Origin of the sequence: Massilia sp. ST3 (assembly GCF_018119405.1) — a bacterium.
Lineage (GTDB): Bacteria > Pseudomonadota > Gammaproteobacteria > Burkholderiales > Burkholderiaceae_D > Telluria.
Window position 1 is genome coordinate 1 of sequence record NZ_JAGPWC010000048.1, and the last position, 15,445, is coordinate 15,445.

The following is a 15,445-nucleotide window of genomic DNA, read 5'->3' on the forward strand; positions in this document are numbered from 1 at the left end:
CGGGGGGGGGGGGCCCCCCCCCCCCACCCTACGGTAAAATCCCGCCTCCTGCTTCTTTCTCACCGGCTTTTTCCCATGATCGTACTCGGCGTCGAATCCTCCTGCGATGAAACCGGCCTGGCTCTGTATGACACCGAGCGCGGCCTGCTGTCCCACGCCCTGCATTCGCAGGTCGCCATGCACGAGGAGTACGGCGGCGTGGTGCCGGAACTCGCCTCGCGCGACCATATCCGGCGCGCCCTGCCCCTGCTCGAGGAGGTGGTGAAGCGCGCCGACATCCCGATGTCCAGCATCGACGCCATCGCCTACACGCAAGGCCCCGGCCTGGCGGGCGCGCTGCTGGTCGGCTCCTCGGTGGCCTGCTCGCTGGCGCTGGCGCTCGACAAGCCGGTGCTGGGCGTGCACCACCTCGAAGGCCATTTGCTGTCGCCGCTGCTGGCCAGCGAGCGTCCCGAGTTTCCCTTCCTGGCCCTGCTGGTCTCGGGCGGCCATACCCAGCTCATGCGCGTGGACGGCATCGGCCGCTACATCCTGCTGGGCGAGACCCTGGACGACGCGGCCGGCGAAGCCTTCGACAAGTCGGCCAAGCTGCTCGGCCTGGGCTATCCCGGCGGGCCGGCGATCTCGCGCCTGGCCGAGTTCGGCGATCCGCTCGCCTACACCCTGCCGCGCCCGATGCTGCACTCGAAGGATTTCAATTTCAGCTTTTCCGGCCTGAAGACCGCCGTACTTACCGTGGTCAAGAACCACGAAGAAAAGGTGGTGGCGAATATCTGCGAGCAGGACAAGGCCAACATCGCGCGCGGCTTCGTCGATGCGATCGTCGACGTGCTCACCGCCAAGTGCGTCAACGCGCTGCGCCACACCGGCTTGAGCCGCCTGGTGATCGCGGGCGGCGTGGGCGCCAACCGCCAGCTGCGCGCCTCGCTCGACGCGGCGGCGCTCAAGCGCAAGTTCAAGGTCTATTATCCGGAACTGGAGTTCTGCACCGACAACGGCGCCATGATCGCCTTCGCCGGCGCCATGCGCCTCGAGCGCAACCCGGCGCTGGCGCAGCGCGACTATGCCTTCAACGTGCGCCCGCGCTGGCCGCTGGACGAGCTGGAAGCCGCATAAAATCAGGGCTAGAATCAAGCTGTCATCCTGAACTTGCAAGCTTGACATCGATCCTACCGTGTGACCGTCGACCGCCAAACGGTGGCAATATCCGACGGTCAAGTTTTACGGAGGTTAGTGATGCGCGTGGTGAGCTGGAATATTCATTGGGGCTGCGGCAAGGACGGTCGGATCCGCATTCATGCGATCATCGACGTGCTGCGCCGCCTCAATCCGGATGTGGTCTGCCTGCAGGAGGTGGCGGCCAACCATCCGGAACTGGACGGCAGCGCGACCGCGAACCAGTTCAAGCAGCTCGGTGGCGCCTTCGGCGGCTACCACCTGATGGAGCATGCGCCCAGCGAGATCTACAAGAACAACGTTCCCCGCCTGTTCGGCAACCTGATCCTCTCGAAATACCGCATCTCGCAGGTGCACCGCCACCTGCTGCCCTGGCCGGCCGATCCCGAGAGCCCGGCCGGCATGCCGCGCGGCCTGCTGGAAACAGTGATCGACGCGCCCAGCGGCAAGCTGCGCCTGATGACGACCCACCTCGAGTATTATTCCGCGCGCCAGCGCATGGCCCAGGTCGAGCGCATCCGCGAGCTGCACCACGAAGCCTGCGCCCGCGCGCGCATCTTCCAGCCCGATCCGAACCTGGACGCGCCTTTCCAGCTGGGCTTCCGGCCCGGCTCGGCGATCCTGTGCGGCGACTTCAATTTCGCGCCGCAATCGGAAGACTACGCCAGGCTGCTGGCCGCGCCCGAGGCGGGCGCGCTGGCGCTGCGGGACGCCTGGGGCATCGTCCACCGCGACGCGCCGCGCGCGCCGACCACCGGGCTGCACGGCTATCCGTGGCCGGAGCGGCCTGAGTGCTATGACTATTTCTTCGTGACCGAGGATCTGGCGGAGCGGGTGCGGGTGCTGGATGTGCTGTCGGAGACGGCGGCGTCGGATCATCAGCCGGTGGTGATGGAGCTGGTGTGAGCTGCGTCTAAGGCTGGTCGCGGGTTGACGAAACTTGGGTTCCCGCCTGCGCGGGAATGACGATTCAGAAGCAGCGGACCAGTAAGGCGTTATCGACACGCACCCTCAGCACGTCATTCCCGCGCAGGCGGGAACCCAAGTTTGCGTGCACACCACTAACGCAATCACGCCGCCCCCGCAATCTCCCTCAACGCCCTCTCGAACACCTCCGGCGGCTGCCCCCCGGAGATCAGGTGCTTCTGGTTGATGATAATCGCCGGCACCGAACGAATCCCCGCCTGCTGGAAGAACTGCTCGCGCGCCCGCACCTCGTCCGCGAATTCATCCGACTTGAGGATGCGCTCCGCCGTCTCGCGCTCCAGCCCCGCGTGCTCGACCGCGCGCAGCAGCACCTCGTGATTGCTCGGGTCCTCGCAGCGGGTGAAATAGGCCGTGAACAGCGCTTCCTTGAGCGCGCGCTGGCGGCCCTCCCCTTCCGCCCAGGACAGCAGGCGGTGAGCGTCGAAGGTGTTGTAGATCCGGCCGCGGCGCTCCATGTCGAACACGAAGCCGACGTCGGCGCCGCGCTGGCAGATCGTCTCGCGGCTCTGGGCCTGCTGCTCGGCGGTGGCGCCGTACTTCTGGGTGATGTGCTCGACGATGTCCTGGCCTTCCGGCCCCATGTCGGGATTCAGCTCGAAAGGCTGGAAGTGCAGGTCGACGCTCAGATCCCCGCCGATGCTGGCCAGCGCCTTGTACAGCGAATTCAGGCCGATCGCGCACCACGGGCACGAGACGTCCGACACAAAATCGATCCTGAGTTGCTTGCTCACAGCGCACCACCTTTCCTGTCCGTTGCGGCACGGGCGTGCCGAAAGGGCCTATGGTAACGCTTGCGGCTATTTCCCGCGCGCGGCTACTTCTTCTTTGCGCCGGCGGCCTTGCTGCCGATCTTGGTTTCCTTGCCGGCCAGCAGATTCGAGATGTTCGCGCCATGGCGCCACAGCAGCAGCGCGCTCATGATGAAGACCGCGAACAGGATCTCGTCGGCGCCGAACAGCAGGCCGTAGTAGAACGGCGCGAACACCGAGGCGATCAGGGCCGCCAGCGAGGAATAGCGGAAGGCGTAGGCAACGATCAGCCAGGTCGCCAGGGTGGCCAGGCCCAGCCACGGATTGATGCCGAGCAGGACGCCGAGCGCGGTGGCGACACCCTTGCCGCCCACGAACTTGAAGAACACCGGCCACAGGTGGCCGATGAAGACCGCCAGCGCCACCAGGGCGATGCCGCCCTCTTCCAGGCCGTATTGCGGGCCGAAATGCACGGCCAGCCACACCGCCAGCCAGCCCTTGGCGCAGTCGCCCAGCAGGGTCGCGATGGCGGCCTTCTTGCTGCCGCTGCGCAGGACGTTGGTGGCGCCCGGATTCTTGGAGCCGTAGGTGCGCGGGTCGGCCAGGCCGAAAGCGTGGCTCACGACCACGGCGAAGGAAATCGAGCCGACCAGGTAGGCAGCGACGGTTGCGACGATGGTCACAATGGTAGGGTTCATCTTGTCTCTTTTTTAATAAGCCGAAAAAACCGGCCCGTGAATATACACCATGCGTATCTGGCCGTCACTCGGCCAGCGCGCATTGCACCGGCCGCGCCTTGAGCACGTCGACCAGCACCTGCGGCGCGATGCCGACCAGGTAGCCGCGCCGTCCGCCATTGATGTAGATCTTGTCCAGGGCCAGGATGCTTTCCTCGACGAAGACCGGCATCGCCTTGCGGATGCCGAAGGGCGAGGTGCCGCCCACCAGGTAGCCCGAATGGCGCTGCGCCACTTCCGGCTTGCACGGCTCGACCGACTTGCAGGGAATGGCGCGCGCCAGGTTCTTGGTCGAGACCTTGCAGTCGCCGTGCATCAGCACGATCAGGGGCTTGGCGGCCTCGTCCTGCATCACCAGGGTCTTGACCACGTCGTGCTCGGGCACGCCGAGCGCGCGCGAGGACACGGCGGTGCCGCCATGCTCTTCGTAGTCGTAGGGGTGCTCGGAAAAAGCGACCCCTTGTTTGCGCAGGAATTGTGTGGCGGGTGTCTCTGACACGTGCTCTTTCTTGGCCATGCGTGGTACGCTAAAGACGAACATAAAGGGGTTTCTATTATGCAGGAAGAAATTCGCTTTGCCACCTTCAACACCCTCAACCTGGCCCCGCCCGGCGCGCAGCTGTACGACAACCTCGCACCCACCACGCCCGAGGAATACGAGGCCAAGCTGGCCTGGACCGCGCGCCAGGTCGACCTGCTCAATGCCGACGTCATCGGCTTCCAGGAGATCTTCTCGCAGGCCGTGCTGAAGGAAGTCCTGGCGCGCACCCAGCGCTACCGCGAGGCCGCCCACGTCGGCTTCGATCCCGACCCGCATGCCTCGCGCCTGACCCCGAGCGTGGCCCTGGTCTCGCGCCTGCCCCTGGCCGCGCCCGGCCAGGCCTTCAGCCTGTTTCCCGACAACGTGGCCATGCCCCCCGGCAGCCGCGACCCGGACCGCTTTACCCGCGCGCCCCTGCACGCGGCCATCGAGATCGCGCCCGGCGTGACGGTCGACGTGATCGTGGTGCACCTGAAGTCGCGCCGGCCCGACTACCGCGCCAGCGACAGCGGGGAAGACCCGCACCTGTACGCCCTGGCCTGCCTGCGCTCGCTGATCCGGCGCGGCACCGAGGCCACGGCCCTGCGCGTGCTGCTCACCGACATGGCGCACGCCCACCGCCGCCCGCGCATCGTGATGGGCGACTTCAACGACGTGGCCGATTCGGTGACCACCGAGATCGTGCTGGGCGAAGGCACGCCGGCGGCGGACCGCATGTACGACGCCTTCCGCGTGCAGCGCCAGCAGGACAACGGGCGCGACGTCGGCTTCTCGATCCTGCACGACCGCCGCCATACCACCATCGACCACATCCTGGTGTCGCCCGAGTTCAACTACGCCCTGCCGGAAGCGATCGGCGAGGTGACGGACGTGGTCTACCTGAACGACCACCTGAACCTGGGCCTGCCCGAAGCCTCGGACCACGGCCAGGTACTGGCGCGCCTGCGCCTGTTCCCGCGCGCGGACGGCTTCAGGACGGGTGCGGACTAAGGTTCGGCCGGGCGCTGGCCGGGCTGGCGTAAGCCCTGGTATTCGTCGCAGCCATGACGGCGCAGGAATGCCAGCTGGTCGGCCGTCTCCACCCCTTCCGCCACCACCCGTAGCTGCAGGCTGCGCGCCACCGCGATGATGGCCGGCACCATGGCCGCATCGACCGGGTCGTGCCCCACGTCGCCGACATAGCTGCGGTCGAGCTTGAGCTTGGACAGCGGCGCCCGCCGCAAGGAGGCCAGGCTCGACAAGCCGGTGCCGAAGCGGTCCCGTCCGCAGATAGTTCCGGCGACTTCTCGCTCACGGCATGGTCTTTCGCGGTGGAAACAACAATAAATGGGCTGACAACCCCGCTATTGTTCTCTCACCCAACCCACCATGTTTGTGCCCGCTCAAAGTGCGCGGGCGCTGCGCATTTCATCCCCGGCTGACGCATTTCATGCCGCCGAAGCGGCGGCTCGTCGCATACCGATGGCTGGCGCGGGCCGCAATCTTTATAGTTCAACCATGCGCACTGAGCTCGATCCCCGATGCGGATCGAGCCTACGCGCCACCGGATAACGCGGGCCGCCACACGCCGGCCCGCTCCCCTCACCCGTGAAGGCGCCGGCTGCCACAGCCGGCGCCGCGCGGCATTTCCCCCCTTGGACCGCCTTCAGGACAGCTCTTGCTGCGACGTCGCATCCAGCGCGGGCGTATCGCTCGCCTGCGCGTCGGACGCGTCCTGCCCGGCGGGGGCGTTCTTGGCTTCCAGCTTGCGCTTGGCCTTCTCGTCCGCCTTGCGCTTCTTTTCGAGTTCCCGCTGCCGCTTTTCGTAACTGAAATTATTTCGAGCCATGTTCACCTCGCCTGTGCAAAAAGGATGTGTGCTACCCGGGCATTATGGACTAGTCGGGCCGAGGCGGCTTGATTAAGAGCGTATCCCGGTAGATAGGAGTCGCGCTAGCCACGGGGGTGGTGCTGGGCGTGCAGGTGCTTGAGGCGCTCGCGCGCCACGTGGGTGTAGATCTGGGTGGTGGAGATGTCGGCGTGCCCCAGCAGCAGCTGCACCACGCGCAGGTCGGCGCCGTGGTTGAGCAGGTGGGTGGCGAAGGCGTGGCGCAGGGTGTGCGGCGACAAAGGCGCCTGGATGCCCGCCTTCTGCGCATGCTTCTTGATCAGGATCCAGAACATCTGGCGCGACATGGGGCCGCCGCGCCCGGTCACGAACAGGGCGTCGTCGACCTGGCCGTTGAGGATGATGCCGCGCGCATCCTTCAGGTAACGCTCCAGCCAGCTGCGCGCCTCCTGGCCGAAAGGCACCAGGCGGGTCTTGCTGCCCTTGCCGGTGATGCGCAGCACGCCATCGTTCAGGCTCACCTCCACCAGCTTGAGCGCCACCAGTTCCGACACCCGCAGGCCGCTGGCGTACATCAGTTCCAGCATGGTGCGCTCGCGCAGGCCCAGCGGCGTGTTCACGTCCGGCGCGCGGAGCAGGGCCTCGACCTGGCTTTCGGTCAGGGTGTGCACGAAGCGGACCGGCTGGCGCGCGGAGGCCATCCTGAGGCAGGGGTCTTCCTTGATCTTCTGCTGGCGCAGGGCCAGCTGGTAGAAGCGCTTGAGCACCGACAGGCGGCGGTTGGCCGTGCTCGGGCGCGATTCAGGATGGCGGTCGGCGAAGTACGCGGCCAGGTCTTCCGGCTGGACCGCCAGCAAGCTCTCGCGCTCCGGACGCCTGGCTTCGAGCCAGCCGGCGAACAGGCGCAGGTCGCGCCGGTAGGCGTCGAGCGAATTCTTCGCCAGCCCCTGCTCCAGCCAGAGCGTGTCGCAGAACTCGTCGATCAGGGCCAGATTGACTGCTGTTGCCATGGGGATGCGGTGGCGCCTTCGTGGCGCAGCAGCCAGCGCTTCACGGACAGGTGGAAACCGTTTTCGTCGTCCTGGTTGGAAAAGCCGCCCAGCCCGCCGGATGCGGTGACGCGGTGGCAGGGAATGATCAGGGGGAACCAGTTGGCCCCGCAGGCCTGGCCCACGGCGCGCGGCGCCGAGCCGATCAGCTTGGCCAGTTGCCCGTAGGTGCGCACGTTGCCGCGCGGGATGGCGCCGATCGCGTCCCACACCTTGCGCTGGAACTCGGTGCCGGCCTCGCACAGCGGCAGGTCGAAACGGAAGTCGGGATCGAGCAGGTAGCGCGCGATCTGCTGCGCGGCCTGCTCGGCGACGGCGTTATCGGGGTCTTTTTCGGCGTAGTGCGGCGGCAGGTAGACCAGCTCGCGCAGGCGCGCGTCCTGCGTCCGGACACCCATCGCGCCGAATGGCGTAGCGACGATGGCGTGGAACAACTCGCTTCCCTGTTCTGTCTTCATGATTGCTTCGTGTAGTGGCGCGGGAAAAGCTTTCCGCGTGCTGCAATCTTAACTGGTGGAAAGCAAGGGAGCCAGATGTTTTGGTGAGTGGACAGCGGACCGGGCCGCGGCCGGCCGCAGTACCCGGCCGCAGTACCCGGCCGCAGTACCGGCCGCGGTACCTTAGCCGGCCCCCGGCCTCCGCTCCGCGTTCGGCGCCACTTCCCGGACCTTATCGTAGCCGGACGGCCTTTCCGCCGCATCCGTGAGCAAGCGCAGCAAGGCCGCGACATCGACCGGTTTGGTGAGGTGATGGTCGAAACCCGCAGCGGTCGAACGCTCGCGGTCCGCGTCCTGGCCGTAGCCGGTCAGGGCGATCAGTGTCGCCTGCGCGGTCTGCGGCAGTCGGCGGATCCGTTGCGCCAACTCGTAACCGTCGAGATCGGGTAAGCCGATATCGAGCAGGAGCACGCTTGGCGCGGCCTCCTTCGCCAATGCCAGCCCGCCATGTCCTTCATAGGCGACACGCACCTGATGCCCAAGGGACGCAAGGTACATGGACAGCGTGTCGGCCGCGTCGGCGTTGTCGTCGACGATCAGGATGTCGAGTGCCCGGCTTTCCGCTGTCTTGCCGTGCTGGGGCATTGTCGAGGAAGGTGCGACTCCCTGTGCCCGAGGCAGCCGAACAGTGAATTGGCTACCGGCGCCATCGCCCCCGCTGGCCGCGCTGATGCTTCCCTTGTGCTGCTCGACCAAGCTTTTCACAAGGGCAAGACCAATCCCCAGTCCGCCTTGGGCGCGGTCGAATGAACGCTCGCCCTGGACGAACAGATCAAAGATATGAGGCAGCAGCGCAGCGTCGATACCGATTCCGTTATCCCGCACGACGATGTGCACCGTGTTCGCATCCAGTACGAGTTCAAGCTCGATTGCGCCGCCTGGCGGCGTGTACTTGGCCGCGTTGTTGAGCAAATTTGTCACAATTTGCACCAGGCGGGTGCCGTCGCCATGCACCTGCGCGGCTTGCGCCGGTAGCGCCAGCGACAGATGGTGGCGTCGCGCGTCGATCAAGGGCCTTGCCTGTTCGACCGCATCCCGCACAATGGCCGCTATGTCGTGCAGCCCCTGCGTCAGCACCACAAGGCCGCGCGTGACACGCGAGACATCGAGCAGATCGTCCAGCAGTTCGGTCATGTGCCCGATCTGGCGGTCGATCACCTCGCAGGATTGTTTCACCCGATCGGGCGTCACTTGCCCAAGCCTGAGGATCTTGGCCGCCATGCCGATCGGCGCAAGCGGATTACGCAACTCATGGGCCAACATCGCCAGGAACTCATCCTTGCGACGGTCGGCATCGCGCAGCTTCGCCTCCGCCTCGCGCCGGGACACGAGTTCGTCTTCAACGCGCCGGTAGGCCGACTGCAGCTCGCGCCGGCTGGCATCGAGGGCCGTATTGAGTTCGTTGGCGCGGCGGTGGCTCTCACGCGCGGCAGCGGCGAGCCCCTTGGCGGCGATTTCAGCCAGTTCGCCGGCCAGCTTGCCGCCCAGCAGGGGTAGCAAGGCGGCAATGGCAACCCGGGCCGGCGCAGCCGGTTCCGCCCCGAGGAACACGACGATGACGTTGCGGCCTGCATCGCACAAACCCCATACGGGCGAATCCGTATCGGATTCGGCCGAAGGAAGGAAAGCCTCTGCGCCGCCTGCGTCCGCACAGCGGCGAAGGAAGTCCTGCCAGCGTCCGCCGGCGCGCAAGGTCTGAGGCAATCCAGGCGCAGGCAAAAATATCCCGACCTCCGCATCCCTCCCGAACACCAGAACCTGCGCGACGCCAGCGTAACGTGCGAGCTTGCCCGTCGCAACCAATCTGGTGTCAGCGTTCTGCAGGTCGACGAAGATGGACACCAGATCGAACGGGATCATCGCATGCTTAGAGCGGGATCGCACACACGACGGCGGTACAGTTGTGGAATCCGTTGAATTGCCCGGCGCTTCGGGCGATCTGGCCATACGTGTTACAGCCAGCGAAATTTTCTGAGCCGAGCGTCTCGCCAACGGCTTTCAGTTCGTCGTCGAATTCACGTCCGAGGCGCAGCCGTGTGGCGGCGCAATCGAAGAGCAGCGAACCGGCGTGCTCGCCTCCGTCCAGGCCTTTCAGCGCCGCCTGGGCCGCCTCGCGCGCCGCCTCGAAGGTAGAGGCGGCGTCCGAGACCATGATGTGCGCAGTGGCCCCGACCGGCACCTCGGCGGCACAGGAAATCGAGCCGTCGTCATTGAGTGTCAGAGGGACGCGCAGCTTGTGGCCATCGCCGGTTTCGATGCCGATCACGTTATGCAGGAAAAACGGGAGCGCATCGGCACGGTTGAAGGTCTGGCCCGTGGCTTGGGCATACGCTTCGAATGCTTCTACCGCAGGCATGGCGTTCAGGCTGACCAGGCGTACGCCTTCCGCTTCGGTGACGCGCAGCGGCGGGCTGCTTGGCCGCCATCCATGGCGAACTCCGAGACCGATGGGCTTCTTCGACAACATTTCCAGTACGACGATCGCATCGGTGTGTGCTTCGGTCCCGATGAAAACATGCGTCTGGTTGAACTTCGCATCGTCGGCCGCCCCGCCGCCAAACAGCTGGTAGGTGCCGCCGGTACGCAGCATCATTTCATGGATGATCTCGTCGACATAGCCTGCCAGCGCATCGGTCAACACCAGCGCACTGCGATAAGGGAAATCGGGATGCTCGCTACCGGTAAAAACAGGCATGACCTGTTCGAGGGCGCCGCTGATATCTTGCCGGAGTCCCGTGCCTATTCCGGCTCGAAACAGGATGTCGTCTGTCCGGATTGCCATCGCGGACGCCGAAGAATTTCCTGATGCGCAACCAGAAAACTCCCCGGCTGAGGAACAGCCGACAAGGACACGTGGCCGGCAAGCGGCCTCGAGCGTGAGTAACAGACGCCGGTAATCGAACTCTGGAGAGGCGAACACGATCAGCACGTCAGGGCGGCTATCGTTCAATTTTTCCAATATTGATTCGGCGAGCGCGCGACCGGCTGCTTCTGGCGTGGATAGGGGAGTATGACTGACTGCCACTATGGTATTTGCCATCGATAATCTATGCCTCAGTAAATGCTGCAGGAGCTACTGGAGAGTCTTAGAGCGGCACAACAAAATTTGCCTAATTTCCTACAATAATGAACTTAGGAAAAACTTGCAAACTCTTGCCTTGCGGAAATTTAAATGAATATGAACAGCTTGCCGTGAACCTAGAGCGTAATAACTTGTCTAAAAAGCAACAACAGCGGCTCTTCTGCTCGGTCGGGCGGAATGCTGTCCAATGGGCGCCGCAGCCAGTTTTCCAACGAACAGGTCGATGGCGGACGTCCGGTTTCTGAACAGGGGGATGGACGAAAAAAAACGCACCCACAGGTGCGTTCAATTCGGGTCACGTTCCGGCTGTTTAGCGGTGCTAACAGCTTCTGTCAAACGTGGTGTCTCCTCGAATTACTCCGGTATGAATTACCGTGCTTTTGTATGTGCTCCCCAAATTCGTGTGTTCTGTGCTGCCTTCGCACCATGTCGGTGCGAGAAGTCCCAATAATATCGCAAGTGTTTCCAGTCAGCGTATCTTTTTGTCCACACTGTTAGAAAATTTATTTTATTTATAAAGAATTCATATAAGGCAATCTGTGCTACGTCAATACACTAGCGGCCCACGTCGCGGTTGATCGCACGCACGATGTCCTTGCCGATGCGCGCCTCCATCTGCGTGTACACCGGCATCATCGCGCGCCGCCATTCGGCCTGCTGCTGCGGGCTCAGGGTGTGGATGGTGGTGGTGCCGGCGCGGCGGATCGCTTCCAGCGCTGCGTCGTTGGTGCGCTGGGCGATGGTCTTTTCGTAGGCGGTGGCTTCCACCATGGCGCGCTCCAGGGTGGAGCGCAGGTCCGAGGGCAGGCCGTCCCAGAACTTCTTGTTGACGATCACCGCGTAGCCCAGGTAGCCGTGGTTGGACACGGTCAGGTGCTTCTGGCTCTCGTGCATCTTCTGGGTGTACATGTTCGAGGGCGTGTTCTCGGTGCCCTCCACCACGCCGTCGCGCAGCGCTGGCGCGGTTTCCGAGAAGGCCAGCACCTGGGGCCGGGCGCCAAGCGCGCGCATCTGGGCGTCGAGCACCTTGGAAGCCTGGATGCGCATGCGCAGGCCGCGGAAGTCGCCCGGGGCCAGCAGCGGCTTGTTGGCCGACATGACCTTGAAGCCATTGTCCCAGTACGCCAGTCCGGTGATGCCCTTGGACTCCAGCTTGCGCAGCAAGTCCTTGCCGATCGGGCCTTCGGTCACCGCGTACAGCGCGGCCTTCGAGGGAAAGATATACGGCAGGTCGAAGGCCTCGAATTCCTTGACCCCCAGGGGCGAGAACTTGGCCAGCGACGGCGCCAGCATCTGCACCGCGCCCAGCTGCAGGGCCTCGAGCTCCTCGCGGTCCTTGTAGAGCTGGCTGTTCGGATAGACCTCGACCCGCACCCTGCCCTTGCTCATCCGCTCGGCCAGCTGCTTGAAGCGTTCGGCGGCCTGCCCCTTGGGCGTGTCGGGCGCGACCACGTGGCTGAACTTGATGACGATCGGTCCCTGCGCCTGGACACTGAAACTGAGTGCCGCGGCCAGCGCCCCGACCAGGGCTGTGATCTGCATGGCGGTTCGGTTCCCCCTGATGAAACGTTAATATGGCGGTAGAGCCAGTGTGGAGGGCAAGCCTGCCCCTCGCCATCGTGGACTTCCACAATAGCCCGACAGTGTAACCAAGTACAAGGCAAGGCATGAAAAATCCGTTCGCGCAGCCGTCTCCGGAACAGCGCTCGCGCCCCTGGCGCTGGCTGGTGCCAGTGCTGCTGGTGCTGCTCTTCCTCGCGGTGCTGATCTGGCTGCCCTGGCAGGCGCGCCAGATGGAAAGCAACGAGCGCCAGGAACAGCTGATCGCCGACACCCTGTGGGTGGAGCAGACCCTGCGCTTCGAGCTGGCGCGCAGCGAGGAAGCCCTGGCCGCCCTGGGCGCCGACCTGGTGGTCGCGCCGCCCGCCCCCGCCGTGCTGAAGGCGCGCATGGCGCAGATGTTCAAGAACGGCCCGGAACTGCTGCGCGTGGTCTGGCTCGACGCCAGCGGCAAGCCGCTCGCCACCCACGGCGCCGACCTGCCGGCCGCCGGCCTGCCCGAGGCCACCGTCCAGGCGGCCGAGATGGCGCACGCCACCCGGCGCGGGCGCTACAGCGAACCCTACGGCGCCACGCCCTCGACCCACGGCCTGATCGACTTCTACCTGCCCCTGTACCGCCAGGGAGAATACCAGGGCAGCCTGGTGGCCACCTACAGCCTGCAGGTGCTGCTGAACGAAACCGTGCCCTGGTGGTTCGCGCAGGATAACGCCCTGGCCCTGCTCGACCGCGAGGACCACGTGGTGGCCCAGCGCGCCGCCGGCGGACCGGGACGCGGGGTGTACACCCATCGGCGCGACCTCGACCTGCCGGGCGCGCTGGTGGCCCTGTCGACCGACAGCGTCAAGGGCGCCCCCCAGCTGTTGCCAAATTTGCTGGTGGGCTCGGTGATCGTGCTGGCCCTCGGCCTGGTGCTGAGCCTGGTCGCCCTGTGGCGCCACATCTCGCGCACCCTGGCGGCCGAAGCCGCGCTGCGCCAGCAGATGGCCTTCCGCACCGCGATGGAGAATTCGCTGCTCACCGGCCTGCGCGCGCGCGACCTCGAGGGTCGCGTCACCTACGTCAACCGCGCCTTCTGCCAGATCGTCGGTTTGCCCGAGGAAGAACTGGTGGGCAAGAAGCCGCCCATGCCCTATTGGGCGCCGGAAGCCATGGCCGACTACGAGGAACGCTTCCGCGGCGTCCTGTCCGGAAACATCACGCCCCAGTTCGAGACCGTGTTCCAGCGCTCCGACGGCGTGCGGGTGCCGGTGCTGGTGTTCGAGGCGCCGCTGGTGGACGTCTACGGCAAGCAGACCGGCTGGATGAGCTCGGTCCTCGACATCACCGATCGCAAGCGCGTCGAGGAACTCAACCGCCAGCAGGAAGAAAAACTGCAGGCCAGCGCGCGCCTGGCGACCATGGGCGAGATTTCGTCGATGCTGGCGCACGAACTGAACCAGCCGCTGGCGGCGATCTCCAGCTATACGGCGGGCGCCCTCAACATGCTGGAGCGGGCCGGCGCGGCCGGCGGCGAGGTCCAGCCCGGCATGCTCAAGCGCGCGCTGGAGCAGGCGCGCCAGCAGGCCCAGCGGGCCGGCCAGATCATCCGCAGCGTGCACGAGTTCGTCAAGAAGCGCGAACCGCTGCGCGAGGAGGTGACGATCAGGAGCGTGGTGGAGGGGGTGCGCGCCCTGGTCGACCTGCAGGCGCGCCAGGCGGCCGTGGCGCTGCGGGTCGAGCTGCCGCCCGACCTGCCGCCGGTGCTGGCCGACCGCATCCTGCTCGAGCAGGTGCTGCTGAACCTGACCCGCAACGCCATCGAGGCCATGCAGGACACCCCGCCCGAACACCGCGTGCTGCGCATCCAGGCGGCGCACGGGCGCGGCCAGGTGTCGGTGTCGGTGATCGACCGCGGCCACGGCATCGCGCCCGAGGTCGCCGAGCGCCTGTTCTCGCCCTTCCACTCGACCAAGGCGGAAGGCATGGGCATGGGCCTGTCGATCTGCCGCACCGCGATCGAGTTCCACGGCGGCACCCTGACCCACGCGCCCAACCCGGCCGGCGGCACCATCTTCACCTTCGCACTGCCGGCCCAAGCGGCGGCCCCGGCGCTGGGCTAAAATCCGGGGACAATAAACTGAGCAACAACGGAGACGCACAGCATGCTGCACATCGTCGATGACGAAGAAGTCGTTCGGGACGCCCTCGCCTGGCTGGCGCAATCGCGCGGCCTGGAAGCGCGCGGCTACCCGGGCGGCCAGGAATTCCTCGACCAGCTGCGCCAGCCCGACGAGGGCGGCGACTGCGTGCTGCTGGACGTGCGCATGCCGGGCATGAACGGCATCGCCGTGTTCGACCAGCTGGTCACCCGCGGCCTGCTGCCGCGCCTGCCCGTGATCTTCCTCACCGGCCACGGCGACGTGCCGATGGCGGTCGATTCGCTCAAGCGCGGCGCCTTCGATTTCTTCGAGAAACCCTTCAACGACAACATGCTGATGGACCGGGTCGAGGAAGCCCTGGGCGCCTCGCGCAAGGCCGCCGCCTCGGCCGTGGTGCAGGCGCGCCTGGCCACCCTGTCGGCGCGCGAGCGCGAGGTGCTGGACCTGATCCTGGCCGGCATGATGAACAAGGTCGTGGCCGACAAGCTCGGCATCAGCATGCGTACGGTCGAGGTGCACCGGGCCCACATCTTCGACAAGATGCAGGTCAAGACCGCGGTCGAGCTGGCCGGACTGCTGAAATAAGCCAAGCATTCTTACCGCACAACAAGCGTCTCGGGATTTCGGGGGAAGCCTTGTAAAATGAAACTGAACGTGGCGCGCGGACCGGTCCGGCTGCGCGCCCGAGCACTTTCTTTTAGGGGTAGTCCAAATGAACGAAAAGACAGTGGCGGACAAGATGTTCCTGAGGACGGCAAAGTCGATGCTCATCCTCAACGGCCAAGTCAACCAGGGCGTGGTGTCGCAGATGCCCGCCGAGCTCGTCAAGGAAGGCGACGGCCCCTTCGACGTGATCCTGATGTTCTGCATGAATCGCAAGGACCTCGAGCACTACCTGCCGCTGGCGAAGGAAAAGCTGGGCGACAAGGGCTCGCTCTGGATCGCCTACCTCAAGCAGACGGCGTCCAAGGCCACCGACATCAACCGCGATTCGATCAACGAGTTTGCCAAGGAAAACGGCATCACCGGCGTGGCGATGATCTCGATCGACGGCGACTGGTCGGCGCTGCGCGCCAAGCGCATCGAAGTATAAAGATG

General features: G+C 65.4%; 16 protein-coding genes. 6 read left to right on the top strand and 10 right to left on the bottom strand.

Translation table 11 applies throughout. The annotated features are described in order from the left end of the window. Positions 1-75 precede the first annotated feature (75 nt). Positions 76-1,116, top strand: coding sequence for a tRNA (adenosine(37)-N6)-threonylcarbamoyltransferase complex transferase subunit TsaD (gene tsaD / locus KBW98_RS16030; protein WP_211521157.1), 1,041 nt, complete (start codon positions 76-78; stop codon positions 1,114-1,116). A gap of 120 nt (positions 1,117-1,236) precedes the next feature. Then, complete coding sequence (locus KBW98_RS16035; protein ID WP_211521158.1) at positions 1,237-2,082, top strand: endonuclease/exonuclease/phosphatase family protein; 846 nt, start codon at positions 1,237-1,239, stop codon at positions 2,080-2,082. 164 nt (positions 2,083-2,246) lie between these two features. Here KBW98_RS16035 and KBW98_RS16040 read toward each other — a convergent pair whose 3' ends face one another. From KBW98_RS16040 to ybaK, 3 genes are all read right to left on the bottom strand, one after another. After that, positions 2,247-2,894 carry a DsbA family oxidoreductase gene (locus KBW98_RS16040; RefSeq protein WP_211521159.1) on the bottom strand — a complete coding sequence of 216 codons (648 nt, stop codon included), beginning with the start codon at positions 2,892-2,894 and terminating at the stop codon, positions 2,247-2,249. Between the two features lie 83 nt (positions 2,895-2,977). Then, positions 2,978-3,610 carry a glycerol-3-phosphate 1-O-acyltransferase PlsY gene (gene plsY / locus KBW98_RS16045; protein ID WP_229429232.1) on the bottom strand — a complete coding sequence of 211 codons (633 nt, stop codon included), beginning with the start codon at positions 3,608-3,610 and terminating at the stop codon, positions 2,978-2,980. Positions 3,611-3,674: 64 nt separating this feature from the next. Continuing rightward, entirely contained in the window at positions 3,675-4,166 is a 492-nt protein-coding gene (ybaK, locus tag KBW98_RS16050; RefSeq protein WP_211521160.1) for a Cys-tRNA(Pro) deacylase, read from the bottom strand. A gap of 39 nt (positions 4,167-4,205) precedes the next feature. On the opposite strand from ybaK, the gene KBW98_RS16055 reads away from it, so the two are divergent. Then, complete coding sequence (locus tag KBW98_RS16055) at positions 4,206-5,180, top strand: endonuclease/exonuclease/phosphatase family protein (RefSeq protein WP_211521161.1); 975 nt, start codon at positions 4,206-4,208, stop codon at positions 5,178-5,180. Here the strand turns inward: KBW98_RS16055 and KBW98_RS16060 are convergent. From KBW98_RS16060 to KBW98_RS16090, 7 genes are all read right to left on the bottom strand, one after another. Then, positions 5,177-5,431 (bottom strand): EAL domain-containing protein, encoded by a 255-nt coding sequence (locus KBW98_RS16060; protein ID WP_307727604.1) that lies wholly within the window; start codon positions 5,429-5,431, stop codon positions 5,177-5,179. The two genes, KBW98_RS16055 and KBW98_RS16060, sit on opposite strands and share 4 nt — an antisense overlap. 404 nt (positions 5,432-5,835) lie before the next feature. Next, a complete protein-coding gene (locus KBW98_RS16065; RefSeq protein WP_211521162.1) occupies positions 5,836-6,018 on the bottom strand; it encodes a hypothetical protein in 183 nt (60 codons plus the stop codon). Between the two features lie 104 nt (positions 6,019-6,122). After that, positions 6,123-7,028 carry a site-specific tyrosine recombinase XerD gene (xerD, locus tag KBW98_RS16070; protein WP_211521163.1) on the bottom strand — a complete coding sequence of 302 codons (906 nt, stop codon included), beginning with the start codon at positions 7,026-7,028 and terminating at the stop codon, positions 6,123-6,125. Beyond that, positions 7,001-7,525 (bottom strand): methylated-DNA--[protein]-cysteine S-methyltransferase, encoded by a 525-nt coding sequence (locus KBW98_RS16075; RefSeq protein ID WP_211521164.1) that lies wholly within the window; start codon positions 7,523-7,525, stop codon positions 7,001-7,003. The genes xerD and KBW98_RS16075 overlap by 28 nt, the downstream gene beginning before the upstream one ends. Positions 7,526-7,687: 162 nt before the next feature. Next, positions 7,688-9,424 (bottom strand): ATP-binding protein, encoded by a 1,737-nt coding sequence (locus KBW98_RS16080; RefSeq protein WP_211521165.1) that lies wholly within the window; start codon positions 9,422-9,424, stop codon positions 7,688-7,690. A 7-nt stretch (positions 9,425-9,431) separates the two neighbouring features. Further along, positions 9,432-10,514: an FIST signal transduction protein gene (locus KBW98_RS16085; protein ID WP_211521166.1), complete on the bottom strand. Its 1,083-nt coding sequence runs from the start codon at positions 10,512-10,514 to the stop codon at positions 9,432-9,434. 687 nt (positions 10,515-11,201) lie between these two features. Continuing rightward, complete coding sequence (locus tag KBW98_RS16090; protein ID WP_211521167.1) at positions 11,202-12,188, bottom strand: TRAP transporter substrate-binding protein; 987 nt, start codon at positions 12,186-12,188, stop codon at positions 11,202-11,204. Between the two features lie 125 nt (positions 12,189-12,313). Between KBW98_RS16090 and KBW98_RS16095 the strand changes: the two genes are divergently transcribed. The 3 genes from KBW98_RS16095 to KBW98_RS16105 all read left to right on the top strand — a co-directional run bounded on the left by KBW98_RS16095 (position 12,314) and on the right by KBW98_RS16105 (position 15,440). Further along, entirely contained in the window at positions 12,314-14,308 is a 1,995-nt protein-coding gene (locus KBW98_RS16095; protein WP_211521168.1) for a sensor histidine kinase, read from the top strand. Between the two features lie 42 nt (positions 14,309-14,350). After that, positions 14,351-14,932, top strand: a complete 582-nt coding sequence (locus KBW98_RS16100; RefSeq protein WP_211521169.1) for a response regulator transcription factor — start codon at positions 14,351-14,353, stop codon at positions 14,930-14,932. 127 nt (positions 14,933-15,059) lie between these two features. Next, positions 15,060-15,440, top strand: a complete 381-nt coding sequence (locus KBW98_RS16105) for a DUF3052 family protein (protein WP_211521170.1) — start codon at positions 15,060-15,062, stop codon at positions 15,438-15,440. Positions 15,441-15,445: the final 5 nt, after the last annotated feature.

Bases quoted from the DNA above. Each gene is read 5' to 3' on its own strand.
- KBW98_RS16055 (WP_211521161.1), top strand. From the start codon at position 4,206: ATGCAGGAAGAAATTCGCTTTGCCACCTTCAACACCCTCAACCTGGCC.
- KBW98_RS16080 (WP_211521165.1), bottom strand. From the start codon at position 9,424: ATGATCCCGTTCGATCTGGTGTCCATCTTCGTCGACCTGCAGAACGCT.
- plsY (WP_229429232.1), bottom strand. From the start codon at position 3,610: ATGAACCCTACCATTGTGACCATCGTCGCAACCGTCGCTGCCTACCTG.
- ybaK (WP_211521160.1), bottom strand. From the start codon at position 4,166: ATGGCCAAGAAAGAGCACGTGTCAGAGACACCCGCCACACAATTCCTG.
- KBW98_RS16065 (WP_211521162.1), bottom strand. From the start codon at position 6,018: ATGGCTCGAAATAATTTCAGTTACGAAAAGCGGCAGCGGGAACTCGAA.
- KBW98_RS16035 (WP_211521158.1), top strand. From the start codon at position 1,237: ATGCGCGTGGTGAGCTGGAATATTCATTGGGGCTGCGGCAAGGACGGT.
- KBW98_RS16100 (WP_211521169.1), top strand. From the start codon at position 14,351: ATGCTGCACATCGTCGATGACGAAGAAGTCGTTCGGGACGCCCTCGCC.
- xerD (WP_211521163.1), bottom strand. From the start codon at position 7,028: ATGGCAACAGCAGTCAATCTGGCCCTGATCGACGAGTTCTGCGACACG.
- KBW98_RS16095 (WP_211521168.1), top strand. From the start codon at position 12,314: ATGAAAAATCCGTTCGCGCAGCCGTCTCCGGAACAGCGCTCGCGCCCC.
- tsaD (WP_211521157.1), top strand. From the start codon at position 76: ATGATCGTACTCGGCGTCGAATCCTCCTGCGATGAAACCGGCCTGGCT.
- KBW98_RS16075 (WP_211521164.1), bottom strand. From the start codon at position 7,525: ATGAAGACAGAACAGGGAAGCGAGTTGTTCCACGCCATCGTCGCTACG.
- KBW98_RS16090 (WP_211521167.1), bottom strand. From the start codon at position 12,188: ATGCAGATCACAGCCCTGGTCGGGGCGCTGGCCGCGGCACTCAGTTTC.
- KBW98_RS16105 (WP_211521170.1), top strand. From the start codon at position 15,060: ATGAACGAAAAGACAGTGGCGGACAAGATGTTCCTGAGGACGGCAAAG.